The sequence below is a fragment of the Methylovulum sp. genome, from assembly GCF_028687615.1.
In the GTDB taxonomy this organism is placed as follows: domain Bacteria; phylum Pseudomonadota; class Gammaproteobacteria; order Methylococcales; family Methylomonadaceae; genus Methylovulum.
In genome coordinates this window covers 1-20,344 of record NZ_JAQTZU010000024.1, presented here as the reverse complement: position 1 = coordinate 20,344, position 20,344 = coordinate 1, and the positions used below count along the sequence as shown (strand labels likewise).

The window sequence follows — 20,344 nt, the reverse complement described above, 5'->3', positions numbered from 1 at the left end:
TAATAAAATACGCAGAAAACAGCACTTGGATTTTTGTAATGACTGAATTTGAAATCATCAACTTTAACGAAAAGGATAATCCAGTCATTAAAGAAAGGTTACGGCACTCGATCAAGATAACAAAATCCCGGAAGAATACCGGACAATGTTGCTTCAAATTATTTGGCTGGGTTATTGATAAAAAACAACGGCCAGTAAATATCGTCGTTGTGGCCCAAGGAATCAAAGTTTTTCATGAATTAAATGTCATACAAAATGCTGCTGCTTTACGCATGAGTGAAAAATTAGGCACAACAATTAATGAGCGTTGTGGATTTTCTTTCAAACTGGAAGCGACTGAAGATTTTGATTTATACCTTGAAGTGGATCATTCTTTGATTCCGTGGAAAAAAGTAAAAATCATAACAACACCGGTAGCGGCGGAAGCTGATCAACAAACGGAATTGGCTTTGCAACAATTTAAAAATAGCAATTTTTTGTTATCCCAAACGTGGCTCATCAACGAAATTAAGGCTAGGCAAAACCAGTTAAATGATTCTATTTCATTAGCTACAGAAGCACTTTTTTATTTTTTTAGCAATCAATACAAAGAAATCTCATCTAAGCATGTGGATGCGGTCAATCGACTTGTTTCAGAAGTCGTTACGATTTGGAGTGAAGCAAAAAAAATAAGCTATCTGGAGGCTATTAATGGGGCGATCTTTGAAGGCAATATTGTCCAATTGATTGAAGAATGTAAAAGCGAGAACTTCGCAGTCAGTTTAGTTGAAGGGGGGGTCGCCAATAATTTAAACTTGGCTAGCCCTTTTTCAACAGATCGAGCTTCCTGTCAGGAAAGCTATGAAGTGGATGGTGATTTTAATTGTTTACGTTTTACTGATGATCGGCACTGTTTTTTTCTTATGCAGGGGCTAACGTCAGCAGATGGGCTTTATTTTCCTGGCGAGAACGTATTTATTTCCTTTGCCGTCGTCAACGAAACTCATGTACAAAATTTGAAGAAAAAACTTTTGGCCGACTTTGCCAATATTATCAGTTATGCCAAAGCGGATAATGGTTTTTTTGGAATTTTAGCCTCCCACAACCGACCTTATCATTTTTATTATGACATTTGGCCGGTACTCTTTGAATTAAGTGAAAAACCTGAAGTTGTCGCCAACTTGCCTAATGTGGTCATGCGTATTGACCGCGATTTTAATCATACTGAATCGCTGTTGGGCAGAAGCAAATGTCTCGTTCTCGACCCGGAAGGCATTAATGCCTTGTCTTTGCATGAAAACAAATGGTTTATCCACGTCGGTACGCTTTACTCGCTACGCAACCGTTTCCTTTATGAACGGGTAGACCATGCGTTAGTGGATAGTGCCATTAATTCACCTGGTCAAATTGCATTGGAAAAAATTGAGCACCTGGAAGCTTGCTATCCGATAGTGTGGATTGGCGTGGAAGGGCAAAAACGTTGTTGGTTAGAGCAAAGCGATGGCTATGCTTACATCTTAAATCAATTACATGAAAAATACCCGGCACTTGGAGTCGTCTTTGATGGTTGGACGCTACCTGTCACACCATCGCCAGGCTCCGTGAAGGAAGCCGAAAAAGATAAACAAGTCGTAGACAAAATAGTCAAGAAAATAAATCCCGAAATAAAATTTGCTTCAGTTGTTGGTGAAACTAGCCTGACAAAACTTGCCGTTGGCAACGTAACCGATTTTTTTATTAGTAATTTTGCCACGGGATCGATGCATATTTCCCGCATATTGGGCAAACCAGGGTTTGGGCATTTAAGCAAACGGTTTTCTGAAATTGCATTGCGTATTGCTATGCACATTCATCCCAATAATAAAGTCTATCTATTGCCAAGCAGATATGTAATCGATGAAGATAAGGATATTGGCCACGATTGGGTAAGCTATTCGATTGATAAAAACGATTTTTATAGGTTTATTGAGTTAAAGTTGGAAAATGTGCTGGCTAAAAACGATATTTCCAGTGTAAAGATTTTTATTGAACCACCGCATAGCGTTAATATTGCGCTACGGCAGTATTTAAAAATGGCAACCCACGGTAATATAATCCCAGTTTTTCCAGGTAAAAAAACACCGAATAAAATTGAAGACCTATCGAATTATAGCGAGGCGTATCTTAAAAAGAATATTATTTATGACACCTTTACTTATGGATACCATAAGAAAATTATTGATTCAGCACGTTATATGATCTGGTTACGGGATCCTTTACAGCGGCTTTATTGCCATGCAATCCAATTTGCAGACCATTTGGCAAAACTTGCAGAAAATAACAAAGAGCCTTCTGAAGGTTTGCTTGATGTTTTAAACAAAGGCCATAAAACGCTCGATAATTATCTTACCCGCATGGTTTCGGATGATGATGCGGCTTTTGGTAAATGCTCCGAAACGATGCTGGAAAAAGCCATTGCCAATTTAGAAAATGAATTTATTTTTATAGGTTTTGATGAAAGGCAAAGCGAATCTTTTGATTTGTTATGCTCTACCATGGATTGGGGTAGAGACCTGTTTCCCAATGAGATAACTAACAGCTTTACAATAATAGATCAAGATAGATTGTCTGACGAGGTTCAGATGGTGGCTAAGGCAATGATTGGCTATGACGTACGCTTATACCAAGCGGCTATGGCAATTTTTGATGACAAACACGGGAAACTTAAATTTATGTGATCCTAATGATCTTATGCGTGTATTTCTTGAATCACGTCTAAACTGACCTGTCGGAGTTGCCGGAATCCATGCTACTAAGATGTGTAATGTTTTTAGGTTTCCATAACCACTCGACTCGCCGCATTTCTGCGGCTCATGATATTGTTATTCGACCAAGATTTTAAATTTTACTGATTAGATCGCTGATTGATTTGTTGGCATTCATTTTTTCAAGGGCTTTTTCTAAAGGTAGTGGATCCAATAATGATGTCTGAGGGCCATAAATATTGATGCAATCATTTAAATGTCTGCGAAGCCCTATATCACCTTCCTTCAAATAGAGATTGTAAACAGCCTCCCAATGCCCGCCACCGACTTGCGTGAAACCTTGCTGTTTTGCTGCGGCAATTGCTATGCCGCCGTTGAGCACTTTTTTCTTATGGTGGGTATAAGAACGCATACGAAATTCCCGGTACGTTAAATCTAAGCTACATCCATAGTTCTTTATTTCGCTACCACTTTGGTCAATGATAAGGTGGTTGCCTTGGCTTACGGTAAACTGCAAATCAGCTCGTATGATAACCTTACTGGATATACTGGTTATGGGTGTGCGATGTACTATGCGGCGAAAGAATAACTCATTGTCCTCAGTAGATTCTCCAGGCACAAGATTATAAAAACTTTTGGGGGCTACAATGGCGTCTATTGATTTGGGTGTGGAATCAAGGAGGTTATGAAGTGGCTTTAGAGGACATAAAAATTCATCGGCATCGATTAAAAGAAACCATTCAAGGTTATCCCATAGCGTCATTGCGAAACGACAGGCCCCTGTTATCTTTTTGCCTTGATAATGAGCAATTACCGGATCATGCAGTATAAATATTTCTGCATCATCAAATAATTTTTCAAATAGTTTGATACGTTGTAAGGTCTTGTCCGTAGACAAGTTATCGATAAGAAAAAACTTGCGTAGACCTAGTTCATAATGCCAAAGCAAATTATAAAAAATAATATCTTCCTCGTCCTTGATCATCGATATATACGCCACATTTTCTAAAACTTGTTGTCCTTCCAAGCAGATAGGGTCAGTGCCATAAATATTTCCATCCAGAAAATTTTTGGCAATAACATAATTTCTGGGATCGTATTTTTGAATGTGCTGAAGCTCAACAATTTTTTTGTAGTTCAACGTATCCATTAAAAACCACGCAAGCACACGCACAACATCAATATGCTCCACTTCGTTATTGGTTTTTTCGAGCAACTCAATGGCTTCTTCAATTCTATGATTTTTTTTCAAATCGTGGGCTTGATTAAGTATTTCTGAAATATTAACGTCCATAAAAAGATGATTTTGAGTTTAAATTCCTAAGTATAGCATTGTTAAAAATATGAAATTATTGTTTTCTTTTTAAAAACCATGTCTTCATCATCGTGAAAACCAATGATATGCGGACGGGTTACTTTCGAGGCAGTTCCAGCAATAATCTTTGGTCTCTGCATTGCTGCTAGATTTTCATATTTTAACTATTGACTGGAAGATATTGGGCGTTTTCTAGGTGATCAATTAAGGCTAGCGCTTATGAAACAATTAATATTTATGCGTGGTTGGCCTAGAGTCCTCTGTAAATTTTAAAGACAACTAAAAAAATAAGCTAACGACGAAATGATATAATCAAAACCTATGGTAACTAATTCAAAATTTTTGAAATCTACTTATATTTTAAGCAGATTATGGGATTTACCTTTTATACCTTTGCCAGTTACATCCACCAATTCCCGCTTAAGCTTGACCAAAGATCGAATTGGGCTTGAAAACGTTTTCTTACCGCATTTAAAATGTCTGGCCTCATCCTATTGATATTATCTTTGCAAACGATATAGTAGAATTTAACTTATTGTTTTTAAATACTTTTTAAAGATGCAAAATTTCAGCAACGGATTGATAAAATATCAAAAAATTTTAAAGGGCGTGCGGAATGCCAGCCAACTATTTATCGCCAAAAGCATCTCTTTTATGACCAAAACTATTTTTAATATCCCTGAAACGCTTAATCGGGCACATGAGTTAAAAAGAAACAACAAAATAGAAGAAGCTATTGCCCTTCTTGAAGAAGTAAATCTTAACGTCGAGCACGATAGTGTTATCCGTGTGCTTATCTGGTTTTTGATGGATACGTTGAACTATAAACGAGTTGCCGAGCTTCCCCATGCCCAAAAATACGATGCCGCTAGCTATGTCATTGCTAAAGGTTTTTTGGATGGAAACCTAAGTAGTGAAGACCCAATCTGCCTGGAAGGACACCAAGTTTTAGACAATGTGGCGTTTATATCGATGGTCAAGGATGAGGAAGATATTATTTTTTATAATTTGCTTTGGCATTACGCATTAGGTCTGCGTAAGTTTTTTCTTATTGATAACCTGTCTACGGACCGAACTCTTGAATATATTAAGCTGTTCGAAAGGCTTTTTGAGGACTCGCAAGTCTTTATATTGCATGATCCGGTCGTTGCCCATTATCAAGGTAAAAAAGTAACCGGCGCTTGTCGGTTTGCGATGTCATTATGGGATAACCTCGAATGGTTGGTTTTAACGGATGCCGACGAGTTTTTATGCCCGAAGCAACCGCTTCATAAAATATTTGACGGTATTCCTAAAACCATAGATGCCATAGTGGCGTCCAAAAGCTTTTATAATCTAGTTGACGGTGATTCCGTTGAAGAGGACGACTTGTTTTTTCGTCGTATTGGCCATCGCACGCCAGTAACACACACTTCCAGTAAAGTCATCATGCGGGCAAATTTGCAATTTAATGTTAGCCAAGGCAATCATCATATTTTTGCCCAGGATGGCAAAGAAATAAGCAATTACACGTCTAGCTTGGATTTAACTTATCGGGAATTTCGTATGCGTTCTTATCCACATCATAAGAAAAAAGTGATGAACGGTGGGGTAGCCATTGCGGCGGCAAAACAACAGGGTTTTATGCAAGTTGGAGGCGAGCATTGGGAAGCGGTATATAATTTATACTTAAAAGAAGGAGATGTCGGTCTTCGCAGGCACTTACAAAATTGTATTAATAACAGTAGCCGCCAGACATCTATATACGATCCGCTACCCTTGGATAAGGTCATAGAAAAGATGGATGCTAGCAAAAAAATAAGTTTTCTGATTGGTAAAGATTAGGTTCTGTTGACATTTTGTCTGAAAATTAATCTTTTATTTTTCATTCAGTTAAATATTTATGTTTGTTTTTATCACGTCATTCCGACATGGACTATCAGAGTCGCTAGACCGCGATAGCGAATCCAGGAACGGCTTCCATGCCGTCTGGATGCTGCCATTCCTTGGCGGCATGACGATAACCCGTTGATTTTATTTTGATGAAACGTCAACCTAGCCTAGGATGCTAGATGTTATTTTAAAAAATAATATCTAATTTTAGTGGCTTGCATTTTGCACCATTATAGAGCCGTGTGCGGCTTATGAATATAAGCCAAGGATGCCAATTAGACGCCGCTTTCCCTTTATGCTCTTGGGTATGGTGTAACATTAAACGTTTGATTCGTAAGCCTTGCAGGCATTTTTGAAGCCTTGGAAGACACCGTGACCACGGTGGTTAAACTGCCTTGCGTGGCGAATGACAAATACCTCGTTGACGGAAACTAATATGCTAAATATCGTAATCCCTATGGCAGGGCGCGGCAGCCGCTTTGCCGTTGCCGGTTATCCAGACCTCAAACCGCTTATCCCTATTGAAAAGGCTATGTCACCGTTAATTATGGAATCCTTAAACGACGCGGCTTTGAGAGAAAACTACAATCCGCATGAAATAAGGCTTTTCGCAGAAAATAAAATTTTTTCAACAATTAACGGTTACATAGCCTTAAAAAACCAAGAGAGCTTATTGCCTGTCTCCTTTAACCAACTTCTGCACGATCAAACTCCCAACCATGTCCCCCTGCACATTCACGGCAGTACGGAAGGTGTCCAGAAAACGGTCTATCGGCAATAAAATGGCGATGGCTTCGGCGGGTAAGCCCACCGATTGCAACACCATAACCATCGTCACCATACCTGCGCTAGGAATGCTCGGCGCACCGATAGCCGCGATCATCGCGGTGAAAAATACGATAAGCTGTTGGACAAAATTTAATTCGACCCCTGCAAGATTCGCGATGAACAGTGCGGCGGCCGCTTCGTATAACGCCGTTCCGTCCATATTGACCGTCGCGCCTAGCGGTACGACAAATCTGGCGATTTCCGGCTTGACGTGCAGGTGTTGTTCGGTACAGCGCAAGGTGACGGGCAGGGTGGCGGAGCTGGAACTGGTGGCGAAGGCGGTGATCAGGGCTTCCCTCGCCCCGCGAAAAAAGTGCAGCGGTTTGATCTGGGTGACTATGTAGAGCATCAGCGGCAATACCACTACGGCGTGCAGCAGCGTCGTTCCAAACACCACCGCGACAAACTTGGCGAGGCTCGCCAGCAATTCTACATTTTGCGTGGCGACCAATTGCGCCAGCAAGGCCATAATGCCGAATGGGGCCAAGCGCATAATCCAGCCGACCATGCGCAAGATGATTTCCAGCCCTTCCTGCAACAACACCAAAATATTGCGGTAACGCTCGCCGCCCATCACCAGCGCGATACCGAGGAACAGCGCGAAAATGACTATCGCCAGGACATTGCCTTGCGCCAGCGCGGCGAAGGGATTAATAAACAGGCCGTGGAAAAACTTGACGATAAAATCAGCCAAGGTCATTTGCTTGGCTTCGAAGTGGTTCATGGCGTTATGGAACAAATCCAGGCTTAAGTCTTTGCCGGGTTCAAACACATTGCTGGCGGTCAAGCCTAGGATAATTGCCACCGTCATCGACAACATAAAAAAGCCCACGGTGGAAATCCAGACCCGGTGCATTTGTTGGTGCTGGCGCAAATTGGCGACACCTACCGCGATAGAGGTAAACACCAGAGGCACCAAGACCATTTTCAGCAAATCAATAAACAGGTTACCGATTAAGCCGCTGAGATAAAGCCCTTGCCTGGTCAGCGCGGAATCCGTGCCGAGTACGGCAAAAAGCAAACCAATCGACACCCCGATGAACACGCCGAGAAAAATCTGTGTATTTAAAGGCAATCGCATAACAACCCGCTCTTAAGTGATTAATTGCAAAAAGCAAGTATATAGGCTGGTCCCCATAATTCTTTTAACATTTTTCACAATAATAAAAGCCGGAATGGGTTTGTGCCAACAGTAGGCGTCACTGCGTCATGGTCGCTACAGACGTTCTTTTTGTTCATCCAGCAAAAAAACAACTGCCGTCTATATCAATCAAGCTTTCCGTTTGTAGATAGCCTGACCAATCCAGGTCAATGAAAAATTCAAAGGAATGGAGCATCAATTTTGTTAATGGGAAATTGGCTCTTCTTTCAAGCCCGGAATGACTAAAGAACTCCCAGCATCTTATGGCCTATTGCTGGGATTACGCTATCGCTTCATCCCTGCCTACAACATCCGTCCATCCGCGCCTTACAAACCCACTCGCCCAATCTCCCAAACCACTTAAGCTTGCGTCAACCTGACTTCCGCCTCACGGTATTTCGCGGCGCAAAATTCGGCGACTTCGGCTGGCAAGGCCGGGGCGGGGTAGGTTTTGTCCCAAGCCAAGGTTTCCAGATAATCGCGCACATATTGTTTATCGAAACTCGGTGGGCTGATGCCGACCTGGTATTGGTCGGCGGGCCAGAAGCGGGAGGAGTCAGGGGTTAGGGCTTCATCGATCCAATACAGCGTGCCTTTATCATCCACGCCGAATTCAAATTTGGTGTCGGCGATGATGATGCCTCGCCCTTTGGCATAATCGGCGGCGGTTTTGTACAGCAACAGGCTGGCATCACGGACTTGCCCAGCCAAATTTCGCCCGATTAATTCAACGGTGTGGGCAAACGTGACATTTTCATCGTGTTGATCTACGCCCGCTTTGGTGGATGGCGTGTAAATCGGCTCAGGCAGTTGTTGGGCTTGTTGCAGGCCTTCCGGCAAGCTGATGCCGCACACTGCGCCGGTTTTTTGATAATCTTTCCAGCCTGAACCGATCAAATAACCACGCACGATGGCTTCTACAGGCAATGGGCGCAATTTTTTTACGACGATGGCGCGGCCTTCGATTTGCTCCCGTTCTGTTGGGTCTGGCACAACCTGTTCCAGTGGTATGTCGGTCAGATGGTTGGGGATAATGGCTTGCAGTTTGTTAAACCAGAAATTGGACACCTGGGTCAACACGCGGCCCTTGCCTGGAATCGGGTCTGGCAATATGACATCGAAGGCCGATAGGCGGTCGGTAGTGACAATCAGCATCGTGTGGTCGTCAATATCATAAATATCGCGCACTTTGCCACGCGCCAGCAGTTTGAGTGTAGCCAGTGTGGATTGGTGTAAAGCGTGTGGGGCTGTCATAGTGTCTCTTGTGTTGTTGCGGTGCTGGTTTTTGTTATTTTGCAGGCGGTCATGGACAGTTAAAAGGTTTTGAATACACCGTTATCTTCGTCGGAATCTGTCAAGGCCATGCCGGCATTGATGATAGTGCCGCTATTTTCCGTACCCAGCTTAATCATCAGGCGCACTTCGTTTCTGGAATCGGCATAATTCAAGGCGTCTTCGTAGCTGATTTTGCCGTCGGCATACAAATCATACAGGGCCTGGTCAAAAGTCTGCATACCTTGCTCGCGGGAATCTTTCATCAATTCCTTGAGCTTATGGATTTCACCCTTGCGGATGTAATCTTTGGCCAAGGGGGTGTTGATCAACACTTCAACGGCAGGATAGCGGCCTTTGTCATCAGAACGCCGGATCAATTGTTGCGCGACAATACCGCGTAAATTCAGGGATAAATCCATCAACACTTGGTCGTGCATTTCTTCGGGGAAAAAATGCAAGATCCGGTCTAAGGCCTGGTTGGCATTGTTGGCGTGTAGCGTGGTCAGGCATAAATGTCCAGTTTCGGCAAAAGTAATGGCGTTTTGCATGGTTTCGCGGGTCCTGACCTCGCCAATCAGGATCACATCGGGGGCTTGCCGCAAGGTGTTTTTTAACGCCACTTCATAAGATTCCGTATCAATGCCGATTTCCCGTTGGGTGACGATACAGCCCAAATGCTGATGCTGGAATTCTATCGGGTCTTCAATCGTGATGATATGGCCGCTGCTGTTTTCATTGCGGTATTTGATCAAGGAGGCTAAAGATGTGGACTTGCCGGTGCCGGTGGCCCCGACAAAAATCAACAAGCCGCGTTTTTCCATGATCAAGTCCTTTAAAACGGGCGGTAAATGCAGGGCCTCGGCATCAGGGATATTATGCTCAATGCGCCGCAACACCATGCCCGCGGACGTGCGCTGGGTAAACGCACTGACCCGGAACCGTCCAAGCCCCGGAAAGCTAATGGCGAACTGGCATTCCATCGTTTGTAAAAACTCGTCTTTTTGCCGTTGCCCCATGACACTCAGCACGATAGCCAACGATTGCTCGTGGGTCAGTTTTGTTTTGGACACCTCAATGAGTTGGCCATCGACTTTTATTGTCGGTGCGCAACCAGCGGTAATAAACAAATCCGACGCTTTTTTTTGCACCATTAGCGCAAGTAGCGCGTTAAAATCCATACATCACCTCACAGGAACATGTCTTTGTTGACGGCTTTCACCATCGCAATTTTGGCATTCACCAACCCTCTATCCACCAGTTCACGCAGGTTTTGATCTAGCGTCTGCATACCGTCCTTGCGCCCCGTTTGTATCGCCGAGTACATTTGCGCGACTTTCGCTTCACGGATCAAGTTCCTGATCGCCGACGTGCCGACCATGATTTCATGCGCGGCAATCCGGCCTCCGCCAATTTTTTTCATCAAGGTTTGCGAAATGACAGCCTGCAAAGATTCCGACAACATGGCGCGGATCATGTCCTTTTCTGCGGATGGGAACACGTCGATGATACGGTCTATGGTTTTCGCCGCCGAGGTCGTATGCAGGGTGCCGAACACCAAATGGCCCGTTTCGGCGGCGGTCAAGGCCAAACGGATGGTTTCCAAATCCCGCATCTCGCCAACCATAATAATGTCGGGATCTTCCCGCAGGGCCGAGCGCAAGGCTTCATTAAAACCGTGGGTGTCGCGGTGGACTTCGCGCTGGTTGATCAGGCATTTCTGGCTTTCGTGGACAAATTCGATAGGGTCTTCAACGGTCAGGATATGCGCGTAATCGTTCTGGTTGATGAAATTAATCATCGCCGCCAGCGTTGTTGATTTGCCGGAACCGGTAGGCCCGGTCACCAAAACCAAGCCGCGCGGTTTTTTACATAACTCTTCAAAAAATTTCGGCGCATTCAAGTCTTCAAGGCTTAACACTTTGGATGGAATCGTCCTGAACACGCCGCCCGCCCCGCGGTTTTGGTTGAAGGCGTTGACCCGGAAGCGGGCGATCCCGGGTAATTCAAAAGAAAAGTCGGTTTCCAAAAACTCTTCATAATCACGACGTTGCTTATCGTTCATGATGTCATAAATCAAAGCATGGACTTCTTTATGATCTAATGAGGGGATATTGATGCGCCGAATATCACCATCGACCCTGATCATCGGTGGCAAACCTGCTGACAAATGTAAATCCGATGCTTTGTTTTTAACCGAAAACGCAAGTAATTCGCTAATATCCATAATTTCCTCTTGTTATGAAAAGTAAAAATACCGTTGCTTTATACCATAGTTTAGCGCTTTGCTTTTTTCAAGCGGCATAGTTTAATACCTTATTCTTCCACGTTTGTAAAAATTCATGATAGCCAACCGACTTAAAGAGATTCAAGACCAAATCCGCCATGCCGAACAAGCCTACGCCCGTAAAGCAGGCGCCGTGTCATTGTTGGCGGTCAGCAAAACCAAACCCGCCCAGGATATTGCCGCCGCTTATCAAGCCGGACAGCGGCATTTTGGCGAAAACTATGTGCAGGAAGCCATCAACAAACAGCAGTTGCTCGGTGCTTTTGATATAAGCTGGCATTTCATTGGCCCTATCCAATCCAACAAGACCAAGCTCATCGCCCGGCATTTTGCCTGGGTGCATAGTGTCGATAGCGTCAAAATTGCCCATCGGCTAAGCGGGCAGCGTCCGCACCATTTGCCGCCGCTGAATATTTGCCTGCAAGTCAATATCAGCGGTGAAGAAAGCAAATCCGGGATAGCTTTGTATGAGTTGCCAGATATTTATAGCCAAATTTCTACATTGCCTAATTTAATAGTGCGCGGTGTTATGGCGGTTCCGGCTCCTGAAGAAGATTTTGCCAAGCAACGCGTGCCCTACAAAACACTGATGCAAGTGGTTGCCGGACTGGATGAGGCGGGTTTGGATACGTTTTCGTTCGGGATGAGCGGCGATTGGGTGGCGGCGATTGCCGAAGGCTCGACAATGGTCAGGATTGGGACGGCGTTGTTTGGGGCGCGGGGTAGGCATGGCAATAAGGCCAATGTTTAAAATGTTTAAACATCCGCCCTGCTGGAAAGCTTGCAGTGTCCAGTATGCCCGATAAAACTCATAATTATCCGGTCTTGGGCGTTATTCAAGCGGCTTTTCTTCTTGCCCCGCTGTGTGCATCAAGCACGGCAATAATTTCTTCGCATTCTATGACTTGTTGGCTGTTCGCCAGGATAAAATTCGCCAAGCCTATAATCGCCCGCCAATTGTCCCTGTCATGAATAAAAGTAAACGCTACGGCGAATAATTCAGCTATTTTTTGCTCGCGTGCCATAGGATCAAAATTAAAGCAATCAAGATAATCGTTGACCAGTTGCAAATCAGTCGCGCCGCCGTAGTGATGCAGGGAGCTGATATTCACCAGGCGGGAATTAAAAATTTCATCGTCACGCAAGGCGATATAATTGGCCTCGGCGAGAGGGCCGACCAATAAATTGATGATGTCCGCTTCAAACGCATTGATATAGGCCTGCTTTTGCACTGCGGAAAATTCCCGTGTCGCTTCGGGTACAGACGAAGGCAGGGTGTGGATTAAACGCCCGCCGTCCACTTTGGCAAGCCATACAATTCCTGATGCCGTATTCTGGCATAAGCCGGTGATGGCGATTTGAAAACAGACTGGCGGCAGTTGCTTTTGCTTATTACCAAAATAAATCGCCGCAGCATGACCCGCTTCATGGATGGCGGTTTTCATGCCGAGCTCTTTCATATCCGTTGATCTAAAAGACTGTTTGGCGAGATAGCTACGATTCATTGAGATACACCCCTGTGTGAAAAAAAATGCGGACTAAACCACTGTCCGCATTGTCGAGAGGAAGGATACTGACTGCCGAGATTCACCAACAGTCAGGGCGGAGTTTAAAGATCAGATAAACAATTGAAAATGTGGCATATTGCCGCGCGACAAAATGACGCTGATTTTGGCACGAAATTCGCCTAATATTATTGGTTTGATTGATGGTGTCTAGGTAAATCAGGGCCTTCGGCGTATCAAAACCTGATTTTTACTATATTCTATAAGTCATATCACGCAGTTGCCTGAGTCATATCACACGGCGGGTCTTAATTTTGACGGTGCAATGAGGTAATTTAGGATTTGGCTAAAAATAACTTCCCTGAACCATTCTTGAAACCCTAGACCTGACAGGTTTCAAAAACCTGTCAGGTCTTAATATCGGGAAGTTATTAATGGCCAAATCCTTAAAGGCGGGGTTTACTAGGATGTTAAAAAAGCCCAACAGTCTAACTATAAAAATCAGTTGACCGTGCTCGACCGACAGCCAAGCATCTGGCAATAACCTCGAAATTGCATCGGCCCTGAAAATAGCGCGATTCCAGATACGCATCATTCCGTAACCAATGAATGATGAATGATGCGTTTACCTCGTGGCCCGATGCTACGCCGTGCCGCAATAAAATTTAGCCCTTCTTATTCAACCAGTCCAGATAGCAAGCCACGCCTTCTTTGACCGTCAAAAACTCTTTACTGTAGCCCGCTTGCCTTAAGCCGGAAATATCCGCTTGGGTGTAGCTTTGGTACGCGCCTTTCAGATGCTCAGGAAACGGGATGTATTCGATGCGGCCTTTTCCATGCCAATCGACCACCGCTTCGGCAACGGCGTTGAACGTTGCGGCTTTGCCTGTACCCACATTGAAAATACCCGATAGCGCGTGGTCGAGAAACCAGAGGTTGACATCCACGACATCGCCGACATAAACAAAATCACGTTGCTGCTGCCCGTCACCGTAACCGTCGCAACCTGCAAATAAGCGGGCGACTTGATCGTTGATGATTTGTTGGTTGAAATGGAAGGCGGTGCTGCTCATTGAACCCTTGTGCTGTTCGCGGGGGCCATAGACGTTGAAATAGCGGAAGCCAACGACCTGGCTGCTGGTGGTCGGCAGGATATGGCGGACGTGCTGGTCGAACAGGAACTTGGAATAGGCGTACATGTTGATCGGCTGTTCGCAGGCCCGGTCAACGCTAAAACCATTCTGCCCGTTGCCGTAAACCGACGCTGATGAAGCATAGATGAACGGAATCCTGTCAACCCGGCAAATATGCAGCAGTTGTTTGGAATACTCATAGTTATTCTTCATGACATACCGCCCGTCCCATTCGGTGGTCGACGAACAGGCGCCTTGATGGAAAACGGCGCGGATTTTTTGCAAGGTTTCCGGCACGGCAAGTTTGGCAAACAAGTCGTTTTTATCGCAATAATCGGCAATGTCCAAATCGGCGATATTGAGCATCTTATGACCATTGCTCAGATTATCAACCAATAAAATATTGCGCTCGCCCCTTTCGTTCAGGGCGCGGATCAAGTTGCTGCCGATAAATCCCGCGCCGCCTGTGACAATAATCATTCTTCACCCCGAGCTTTGTTGATCATGTGGGTTGTCGATTGTCCTTCGACAAAGGACAAAATTTTCACCTCACCGCCCGCTTTGATGACGCAATCACCCCCTGCGACTTGGCCCTGCGTATAGTCGCCGCCTTTGACGATGACATCGGGCAACAGCTTGCAGTACAAACGTTCCGGCGTTTCTTCCTCAAACGCCACCACCCAATCAACACAGGCCAAAGCCGCCAATACGGTCATGCGTTGCTGCAAGCCGTTGATCGGGCGGGTTTCGCCCTTGAGGATTTTCACGGACGCATCGGAATTGACCGCGACTATCAAGCGGTCACCCAAGGCCCTGGCCTGTTGCAGATAAGTGACATGGCCTGCATGCAGCAAATCGAAACAGCCGTTGGTCATAATCACGCGTTCGCCACCTGCTTGGGCATGGCTGATCAGGCAGGCCAGTTCATCTTCGGAGACGATGCCGTAAACAGCCGCATCACGGTCACCATGCAAGGCGCGGGTTAATTCTTCATGTGACACGGTGGACGTACCCAGTTTGCCCACGACAATCCCGCCCGCCAGATTTGCCAGATACATCGCTTCCTGCAACGGTAATTTGACCGCCATGCCTAAAGACATGACGGCAATGACCGTGTCGCCCGCACCCGTCACATCAAACACGTCTTTGGCCCGGGCCGGCAGAGAATGGCTGGACTCTGGCAAAACCAGCGTCATGCCCGCTTCGCCACGGGTCAACAATAAGGCGGCAATTTGCTGGTCGGCAATCAGCTTACGGCCTTTCGCCTGCAAGGCCAGTTCATCGGCACAAGCTCCGACCACCGCCTGCAATTCAGCTAAATTCGGCGTAATGACATCGGCATTGGCATAACGGTGGAAATCTGTGCCTTTGGGGTCGACCAGCACGTTAAGGCCGACTTGTTTCGCGCTTCGGATGCAGGCTGCGACATCCGTCAAAGTGCCTTTGCCGTAATCCGAGAGCACCAAGACATCGTGGTCAAGCAATTGTTCCTGCAACAGGCTTTGCAAAGCGGCAAAGTCAAATTGCAATGGCACCTGTTCAAAATCCACACGGATCAATTGCTGATGCTGCGCCATGATGCGTAACTTACATATCGTCCGTATTGACGGTTGGAAAACAAACGCGCAATGCACACCTTCGGCTTCCAGCATGTGTTTTAAAATATCACCTTCGGCATCGTCGCCGACCACGCCCAACAACGTGACGCGCCCCCCCAAGCGGGCGATGTTGAGCGCGACATTCGCCGCCCCGCCAACGCGGTCTTCGTGGTTGTTGACCCGCACCACGGGCACAGGGGCTTCGGGGGAAATCCGCGAGGCTTGCCCGGACCAGTAGCGATCCAGCATGACATCGCCGATGACGATAATTTTGGCCTGGGTAAAATCAGGTAGGGTGGCTAACATGGGTGTTCCTTAATAATTTGCATAAACGTGCCAGCGTTTGGAAGGCCAACAGGTTTTTAGTCACTATGATGTTGAGCAATGCCCTTCAATCCAGCCGCACCACCAATGCCCGATCAGGATATGCGCTTCCTGGATGCGGGCGGTCACGCTGGACGGAACGACAATCGCAATGCTGGCATGAGGCAGCAACTGCCCGCCGTCACCGCCGGTCATCGCAATCACTGATAAGCCTTTTTGCCGGGCCACTTGCGCGGCTTTGATGATGTTCGGGCTTTTGCCGGATGTGGAAATGGCGACCAGGCAATCGCCCGGCTGGCCGAACGCTTCGACTTGACGGGAAAACACGCTCTCAAATCCCACATCGTTACTGTGCGCGGTCAGGATGGACGAGTCGGTGGTCAAAGCCAAAGCGGGCATCGCGGCACGGTTTTTTTCATAACGCACGACCAATTCGGCGGCGATATGTTGGCAATCGGCGGCACTGCCACCGTTGCCGCACAGCAGAATTTTGCCGCCGTGGTTTAAGGTGCTGACCAGCAACTCGCCCGCCGCTTCGATTTCGCCGTTACAGCTCGCCAAGTTATTGACCATCTCGCGGTGGTCTTCCAGTACGGAAATAAAGGTTTTCAAAAAAACTCCTGGTTACGGGATGATAGTTTCGGTTTCGGCTTGGGCTAAAAACGTCTGCATGTCTTCATTTTCGACCCGTTCATAAATGTCCGCCACAGTCATCTCCAGGCCGATGGCTTCAAAGAGGACGCTATCGCCCAAGAAATAATGGCTGGACACCCAAGCTTGGCTGCGCCGACAGACTTCGACATCGACAAAATCTTGCTCGATCAGCACATATTCTTGCAGTGACGGTATATTTTGGTAAGCCAATTTTTTAATGGTTTCATCTAGGCGCCGGGTCGATTTGGACAGCACTTCGACGATGATCACTGGCGTTTCGGTGTAGTAGTCTTGGTTGTTGTCTTCGCAGACCACCATGACATCGGGGTAGAAAAATTTGCTGCCGACTTTGACCTTTACATCAGAGGCAAAGGGTTCACAAGGCTTACCATGTAAAAAAATCCTGAACGCGCTGGAAAGATTGACCGTAATGCGCTGATGATTTTTCTTAACGCCCGCCATCGCATAAATATAACCATCAATATATTCATGCTTGATTTCGCGCTCCACTTCCGTGCGTAAATACTCTTCTTCACTCATCCATGCCGGTTCTTGTTTAAGATTCGCTACCATATCGAAATTCTCCACATTTTTAGTTTCAGTTGCTTTCAGGTTTTTAAAACCTGAAAGGTCTGTCTGGTAATTGTCGAAACTATTTCATGACCATGCCTTAAACGGCATCGAGCGTATTCTTGTCTTCTTTAAATTGCATCGCATGTAACCGCGCATAGACCCCACCTTTCGCCAGCAATTGCTGATGCGAACCACGCTCGACAATGCGCCCCTGCTCCATGACCAAAATGACATCGGCATTTTCTATCGTCGATAAGCGGTGCGCGATGACCAGCGTGGTACGGTTGCATAAGACTTTTTGCAAAGCCGCTTGGATATACCGCTCGGATTCGGTATCCAGGGCGGAGGTGGCTTCATCCAAAATTAAAATCGGTGCGTCTTTGAGCAACGCCCTTGCCAAGGCCAGGCGTTGCCGCTGACCTCCCGATAATTTTACGCCGTTTTCACCAATTTCCGTATCCAGACCGTGCTCCAGTTTGCTGACAAATTCCATCGCATAAGCATCGGTCGCCGCCTGTTCGATAGCGGCGCGGCTGGCGCCCGCCAATGCCCCGTAAGCGATGTTATTGGCAATGGTGTCATTGAACAAAATCACTTGTTGGTTGACTAGCGCGATATGCCGGCGCAGGTTTGCCAGTTGATAGCCGTTGATCTCCACCCCATCCAACAAGATTTGTCCTTGGCTGTGCGGATAAAAACGTGACACCAAATTGACCAGCGTACTTTTGCCGCCACCCGATGCGCCAACCAAAGCAATGGTTTGCCCAGGTTCGGCTTTGAAACTAATATCGATCAACGCCGGCTCATTGGCACTACCATATTGGAACGTCAGATTCCTAAATTCCAACGCGCCTTGGCAAGAATCAAGCCGGCAAGTTCCGTTGTCCGGTTCGCTTTCCGTATCCAGCACCTCGAATAAAGATTCCGCTGCGACGATGCCGCGCTGGATGTCGCTATTGGCATCGCTCAATTGCCGGAACGGACGCGGCAGCAAAAACGCCGCCGTCAAATAGCCGACAAACACGCCGACACTGGCTTGTTCCATAAAAAACAAAGCCATATACATTAAAAATGCCAGTGCGATGGCAATCACCAACTGCATGGATTGATTATGTATGCCGCTGGTGGTGGTCGCTTTCAGGGATTGACGGCGGTTGTACAGGCTGCTTTCCACAAAGCGGCGTTTCTCATACGCTTCGCCGCCGTAACTGCGGACGATGCGATGCCCGTTGACCAATTCCGAGGTGATATGGGTCATGTCACCAATCGAATCCTGGATGCGTTTGCTGAGCATCCGTAGGCGTTTGCTGACATAGTTGACCAGCAACGCAATCACCGGCGCGACCACCAAAAACACCAGGGACAATTGCCAATTGGTGTAAAACAGATAAACGAGCAGGCCCAATGCCGTCAAACCTTCCTGCACGACCTTACGCACCGCATCGGTGGTCGCCTGCGCGACTTGCCCGACATTGTGGGTGATACGGGAAATCATGTAGCCGCTGTTGTTGTCATCAAAATACACAGTCGGTAATTGTGTATACTTATCAAATAGTTCGCAGCGCAAGGCATGGATCACATTCAAGGATACCTTGGCGAGAAAATAGTTGCCCAAATAGTTGCCAATTCCACGCACCACCACCAAGCCACTAAAATATAAAGGCAAATAGTACATCTGCTCGCGCGATTTGGCTTGCAAGGTATCGATAATTTGTTGAATCAACGTGGCAAATAAAGGCTGGGTACTGGAATAAATCAGAAAGCCGAAAATGCTGATGATGAACAGCTTACGGTGAGGTTTGACATAAGTGAGCAGGCGTTTATAAATTTCGCCATTGGTTTTGGATGTTTTATGCATATTTTTTAAGGTAATATGATGGCAGTCGCGCCTTTTGATGGTATTTAAAGCATTTTTATTGGAGGTTGCATGCTAGCCCATACGTTAATATCCTATCTTAGCGAAGCAGATTATTTGGCTATGGAAATGACCAGCCAAGAACGCCATGAATATGTCGATGGGGCAATTTTTGCCATGACCGGGGCAAGCCGGGCGCATAATCAAATTGGCATTAATTTGGTGAGTTTCCTGCACACCCAAGTTAAAGATACCCGTTGCCGCGTGTACATGAGCGATGTCAAATTAAAAATAGCCCACAAAAAAACCTATTATTACCCCGATGTGATGCTAGGGTGTAGCCAAAATGAAACCGATGCTTACGCCGTGACCGAGCCGTGCCTGATTATTGAAGTCCTCTCGCCCGCAACAGCTCTCATTGATAAACGCGAAAAACTCATTGCTTATCAAAATATTTCCAGTGTACAAGAATACTGCCTAGTCGCTCAAGACAAATACCGTGTGGAAAAATATACCCGCCATCAAAACTCGCAAGGATGGTTCTTAGACCATTACGGTAAAGAAGACCGCGTGCCTTTTGTTTGTGTGGATTGTGAAATCAGCGTTAGGGATATTTATTCGGGGGTGTTGGCTTGAATCACACTTTACACGGAATATAATGGCCCAAACCCCACATCAACAGGTATAGCCATGACCACCCTAGCCATTGACACTTACGCATTAGTGACCAAATTAAAAGAGGCCGGCGTTCCCGAACAGCAAGCCGCCGCCCAGGTGGAAACCATCACCCAAGCCATTGATAGCGCGTTGGAGCAAGCGAAGCATGATTATCAACTGGATGACTTGAGCACCAAACGCGATTTAAAAGAATTGGAAGTCAAACTTGAAACACGGATTAAGGAAACGGAGTTAAAAATAGAACTGGTGCGGTCAGAATTGAAACGGGATATTGCCGAAACCAAAGCCGAACTGGTGCGTTGGGTGGTCGGCGTAGGCGTTTTGCAAACGGTGTTGATCACGGCTTTAGTGTTGAAATTGGCAGGCACTTTTTAAAGTGATGAGATTGACTTAACCACAAAAACCATCCAAACCCCTAAAATGACCGTAACTTAACGCAAGCAGGCAGAACCATGACCACAGGGCCACCTCATTAAAATACCTGAGCCAAAATCTCAGTTAAAAGCAAGTCATCCCAGCCAGCGGCCTTACGCATACGTTTGACACTCATGCGTTTCTTTGGGGTTTGCCTGATCATGTTCAAGGC

17 protein-coding genes are annotated in these 20,344 nt (G+C 46.2%); 6 read left to right on the top strand and 11 right to left on the bottom strand.

Translation table 11 applies throughout. The features are described 5' to 3' along the window. Positions 1-38 precede the first annotated feature (38 nt). On the top strand, positions 39-2,696 hold the full coding sequence (locus tag PHH59_RS13550) for a hypothetical protein (RefSeq protein WP_300017128.1): 2,658 nt from the start codon (positions 39-41) through the stop codon (positions 2,694-2,696). 160 nt (positions 2,697-2,856) lie between these two features. On the opposite strand, the gene PHH59_RS13545 is transcribed toward PHH59_RS13550, so the two are convergent. Next, positions 2,857-4,017, bottom strand: coding sequence for a glycosyltransferase family 2 protein (locus PHH59_RS13545; protein ID WP_300017126.1), 1,161 nt, complete (start codon positions 4,015-4,017; stop codon positions 2,857-2,859). A 579-nt stretch (positions 4,018-4,596) separates the two neighbouring features. On the opposite strand from PHH59_RS13545, the gene PHH59_RS13540 reads away from it, so the two are divergent. Continuing rightward, a complete protein-coding gene (locus tag PHH59_RS13540; protein ID WP_300017123.1) occupies positions 4,597-5,862 on the top strand; it encodes a glycosyltransferase family 2 protein in 1,266 nt (421 codons plus the stop codon). Between the two features lie 58 nt (positions 5,863-5,920). Beyond that, positions 5,921-6,049 carry a hypothetical protein gene (locus PHH59_RS13535; RefSeq protein WP_300017120.1) on the top strand — a complete coding sequence of 43 codons (129 nt, stop codon included), beginning with the start codon at positions 5,921-5,923 and terminating at the stop codon, positions 6,047-6,049. A gap of 531 nt (positions 6,050-6,580) precedes the next feature. Here PHH59_RS13535 and PHH59_RS13530 read toward each other — a convergent pair. The 4 genes from PHH59_RS13530 to PHH59_RS13515 all read right to left on the bottom strand — a co-directional run bounded on the left by PHH59_RS13530 (position 6,581) and on the right by PHH59_RS13515 (position 11,378). After that, positions 6,581-7,819 carry a dicarboxylate/amino acid:cation symporter gene (locus tag PHH59_RS13530; RefSeq protein WP_300017117.1) on the bottom strand — a complete coding sequence of 413 codons (1,239 nt, stop codon included), beginning with the start codon at positions 7,817-7,819 and terminating at the stop codon, positions 6,581-6,583. A gap of 420 nt (positions 7,820-8,239) precedes the next feature. Then, complete coding sequence (locus tag PHH59_RS13525) at positions 8,240-9,133, bottom strand: phosphoribosylaminoimidazolesuccinocarboxamide synthase (RefSeq protein WP_300017114.1); 894 nt, start codon at positions 9,131-9,133, stop codon at positions 8,240-8,242. 59 nt (positions 9,134-9,192) lie between these two features. Then, the gene (locus tag PHH59_RS13520; protein WP_300017111.1) at positions 9,193-10,332 is read right to left on the bottom strand and encodes a PilT/PilU family type 4a pilus ATPase; all 1,140 of its coding nucleotides are present in this window, start codon (positions 10,330-10,332) and stop codon (positions 9,193-9,195) included. Between the two features lie 8 nt (positions 10,333-10,340). Next, positions 10,341-11,378, bottom strand: a complete 1,038-nt coding sequence (locus PHH59_RS13515) for a type IV pilus twitching motility protein PilT (RefSeq protein ID WP_300017108.1) — start codon at positions 11,376-11,378, stop codon at positions 10,341-10,343. A gap of 115 nt (positions 11,379-11,493) precedes the next feature. Here PHH59_RS13515 and PHH59_RS13510 point away from each other — a divergent pair, with 115 nt between their 5' ends. After that, positions 11,494-12,189, top strand: coding sequence for a YggS family pyridoxal phosphate-dependent enzyme (locus PHH59_RS13510; protein WP_300017105.1), 696 nt, complete (start codon positions 11,494-11,496; stop codon positions 12,187-12,189). An 85-nt stretch (positions 12,190-12,274) separates the two neighbouring features. On the opposite strand, the gene PHH59_RS13505 is transcribed toward PHH59_RS13510, so the two are convergent. The 6 genes from PHH59_RS13505 to msbA all read right to left on the bottom strand — a co-directional run bounded on the left by PHH59_RS13505 (position 12,275) and on the right by msbA (position 19,083). After that, on the bottom strand, positions 12,275-12,943 hold the full coding sequence (locus tag PHH59_RS13505; protein ID WP_300017102.1) for a hypothetical protein: 669 nt from the start codon (positions 12,941-12,943) through the stop codon (positions 12,275-12,277). Positions 12,944-13,608: 665 nt separating this feature from the next. Beyond that, the gene (gene rfaD / locus PHH59_RS13500) at positions 13,609-14,556 is read right to left on the bottom strand and encodes an ADP-glyceromanno-heptose 6-epimerase (protein ID WP_300017099.1); all 948 of its coding nucleotides are present in this window, start codon (positions 14,554-14,556) and stop codon (positions 13,609-13,611) included. After that, complete coding sequence (hldE, locus tag PHH59_RS13495; protein ID WP_300017096.1) at positions 14,553-15,980, bottom strand: bifunctional D-glycero-beta-D-manno-heptose-7-phosphate kinase/D-glycero-beta-D-manno-heptose 1-phosphate adenylyltransferase HldE; 1,428 nt, start codon at positions 15,978-15,980, stop codon at positions 14,553-14,555. The genes rfaD and hldE overlap by 4 nt, the downstream gene beginning before the upstream one ends. A 63-nt stretch (positions 15,981-16,043) precedes the next feature. Continuing rightward, positions 16,044-16,610: an SIS domain-containing protein gene (locus PHH59_RS13490; protein ID WP_300017093.1), complete on the bottom strand. Its 567-nt coding sequence runs from the start codon at positions 16,608-16,610 to the stop codon at positions 16,044-16,046. 12 nt (positions 16,611-16,622) lie between these two features. After that, the gene (locus PHH59_RS13485; protein WP_300017090.1) at positions 16,623-17,225 is read right to left on the bottom strand and encodes a Uma2 family endonuclease; all 603 of its coding nucleotides are present in this window, start codon (positions 17,223-17,225) and stop codon (positions 16,623-16,625) included. A 97-nt stretch (positions 17,226-17,322) separates the two neighbouring features. Beyond that, entirely contained in the window at positions 17,323-19,083 is a 1,761-nt protein-coding gene (msbA, locus tag PHH59_RS13480; protein ID WP_300017087.1) for a lipid A export permease/ATP-binding protein MsbA, read from the bottom strand. Between the two features lie 69 nt (positions 19,084-19,152). Here msbA and PHH59_RS13475 point away from each other — a divergent pair, with 69 nt between their 5' ends. Both PHH59_RS13475 and PHH59_RS13470 read left to right on the top strand, forming a co-directional pair. Next, positions 19,153-19,716 (top strand): Uma2 family endonuclease, encoded by a 564-nt coding sequence (locus PHH59_RS13475; RefSeq protein WP_300017084.1) that lies wholly within the window; start codon positions 19,153-19,155, stop codon positions 19,714-19,716. Positions 19,717-19,770: 54 nt separating this feature from the next. Then, positions 19,771-20,133 carry a coiled-coil domain-containing protein gene (locus PHH59_RS13470; protein ID WP_300017081.1) on the top strand — a complete coding sequence of 121 codons (363 nt, stop codon included), beginning with the start codon at positions 19,771-19,773 and terminating at the stop codon, positions 20,131-20,133. Positions 20,134-20,344: the final 211 nt, after the last annotated feature.

Coding starts and splice junctions, on each gene's coding strand:
- msbA (WP_300017087.1), bottom strand. CDS start 19,083: ATGCATAAAACATCCAAAACCAATGGCGAAATTTATAAACGCCTGCTC.
- PHH59_RS13475 (WP_300017084.1), top strand. CDS start 19,153: ATGCTAGCCCATACGTTAATATCCTATCTTAGCGAAGCAGATTATTTG.
- PHH59_RS13510 (WP_300017105.1), top strand. CDS start 11,494: ATGATAGCCAACCGACTTAAAGAGATTCAAGACCAAATCCGCCATGCC.
- hldE (WP_300017096.1), bottom strand. CDS start 15,980: ATGTTAGCCACCCTACCTGATTTTACCCAGGCCAAAATTATCGTCATC.
- PHH59_RS13535 (WP_300017120.1), top strand. CDS start 5,921: ATGTTTGTTTTTATCACGTCATTCCGACATGGACTATCAGAGTCGCTA.
- PHH59_RS13470 (WP_300017081.1), top strand. CDS start 19,771: ATGACCACCCTAGCCATTGACACTTACGCATTAGTGACCAAATTAAAA.
- PHH59_RS13545 (WP_300017126.1), bottom strand. CDS start 4,017: ATGGACGTTAATATTTCAGAAATACTTAATCAAGCCCACGATTTGAAA.
- PHH59_RS13485 (WP_300017090.1), bottom strand. CDS start 17,225: ATGGTAGCGAATCTTAAACAAGAACCGGCATGGATGAGTGAAGAAGAG.
- PHH59_RS13505 (WP_300017102.1), bottom strand. CDS start 12,943: ATGAATCGTAGCTATCTCGCCAAACAGTCTTTTAGATCAACGGATATG.
- PHH59_RS13525 (WP_300017114.1), bottom strand. CDS start 9,133: ATGACAGCCCCACACGCTTTACACCAATCCACACTGGCTACACTCAAA.
- PHH59_RS13515 (WP_300017108.1), bottom strand. CDS start 11,378: ATGGATATTAGCGAATTACTTGCGTTTTCGGTTAAAAACAAAGCATCG.
- PHH59_RS13550 (WP_300017128.1), top strand. CDS start 39: ATGACTGAATTTGAAATCATCAACTTTAACGAAAAGGATAATCCAGTC.
- PHH59_RS13520 (WP_300017111.1), bottom strand. CDS start 10,332: ATGGATTTTAACGCGCTACTTGCGCTAATGGTGCAAAAAAAAGCGTCG.
- PHH59_RS13540 (WP_300017123.1), top strand. CDS start 4,597: ATGCAAAATTTCAGCAACGGATTGATAAAATATCAAAAAATTTTAAAG.
- PHH59_RS13530 (WP_300017117.1), bottom strand. CDS start 7,819: ATGCGATTGCCTTTAAATACACAGATTTTTCTCGGCGTGTTCATCGGG.
- rfaD (WP_300017099.1), bottom strand. CDS start 14,556: ATGATTATTGTCACAGGCGGCGCGGGATTTATCGGCAGCAACTTGATC.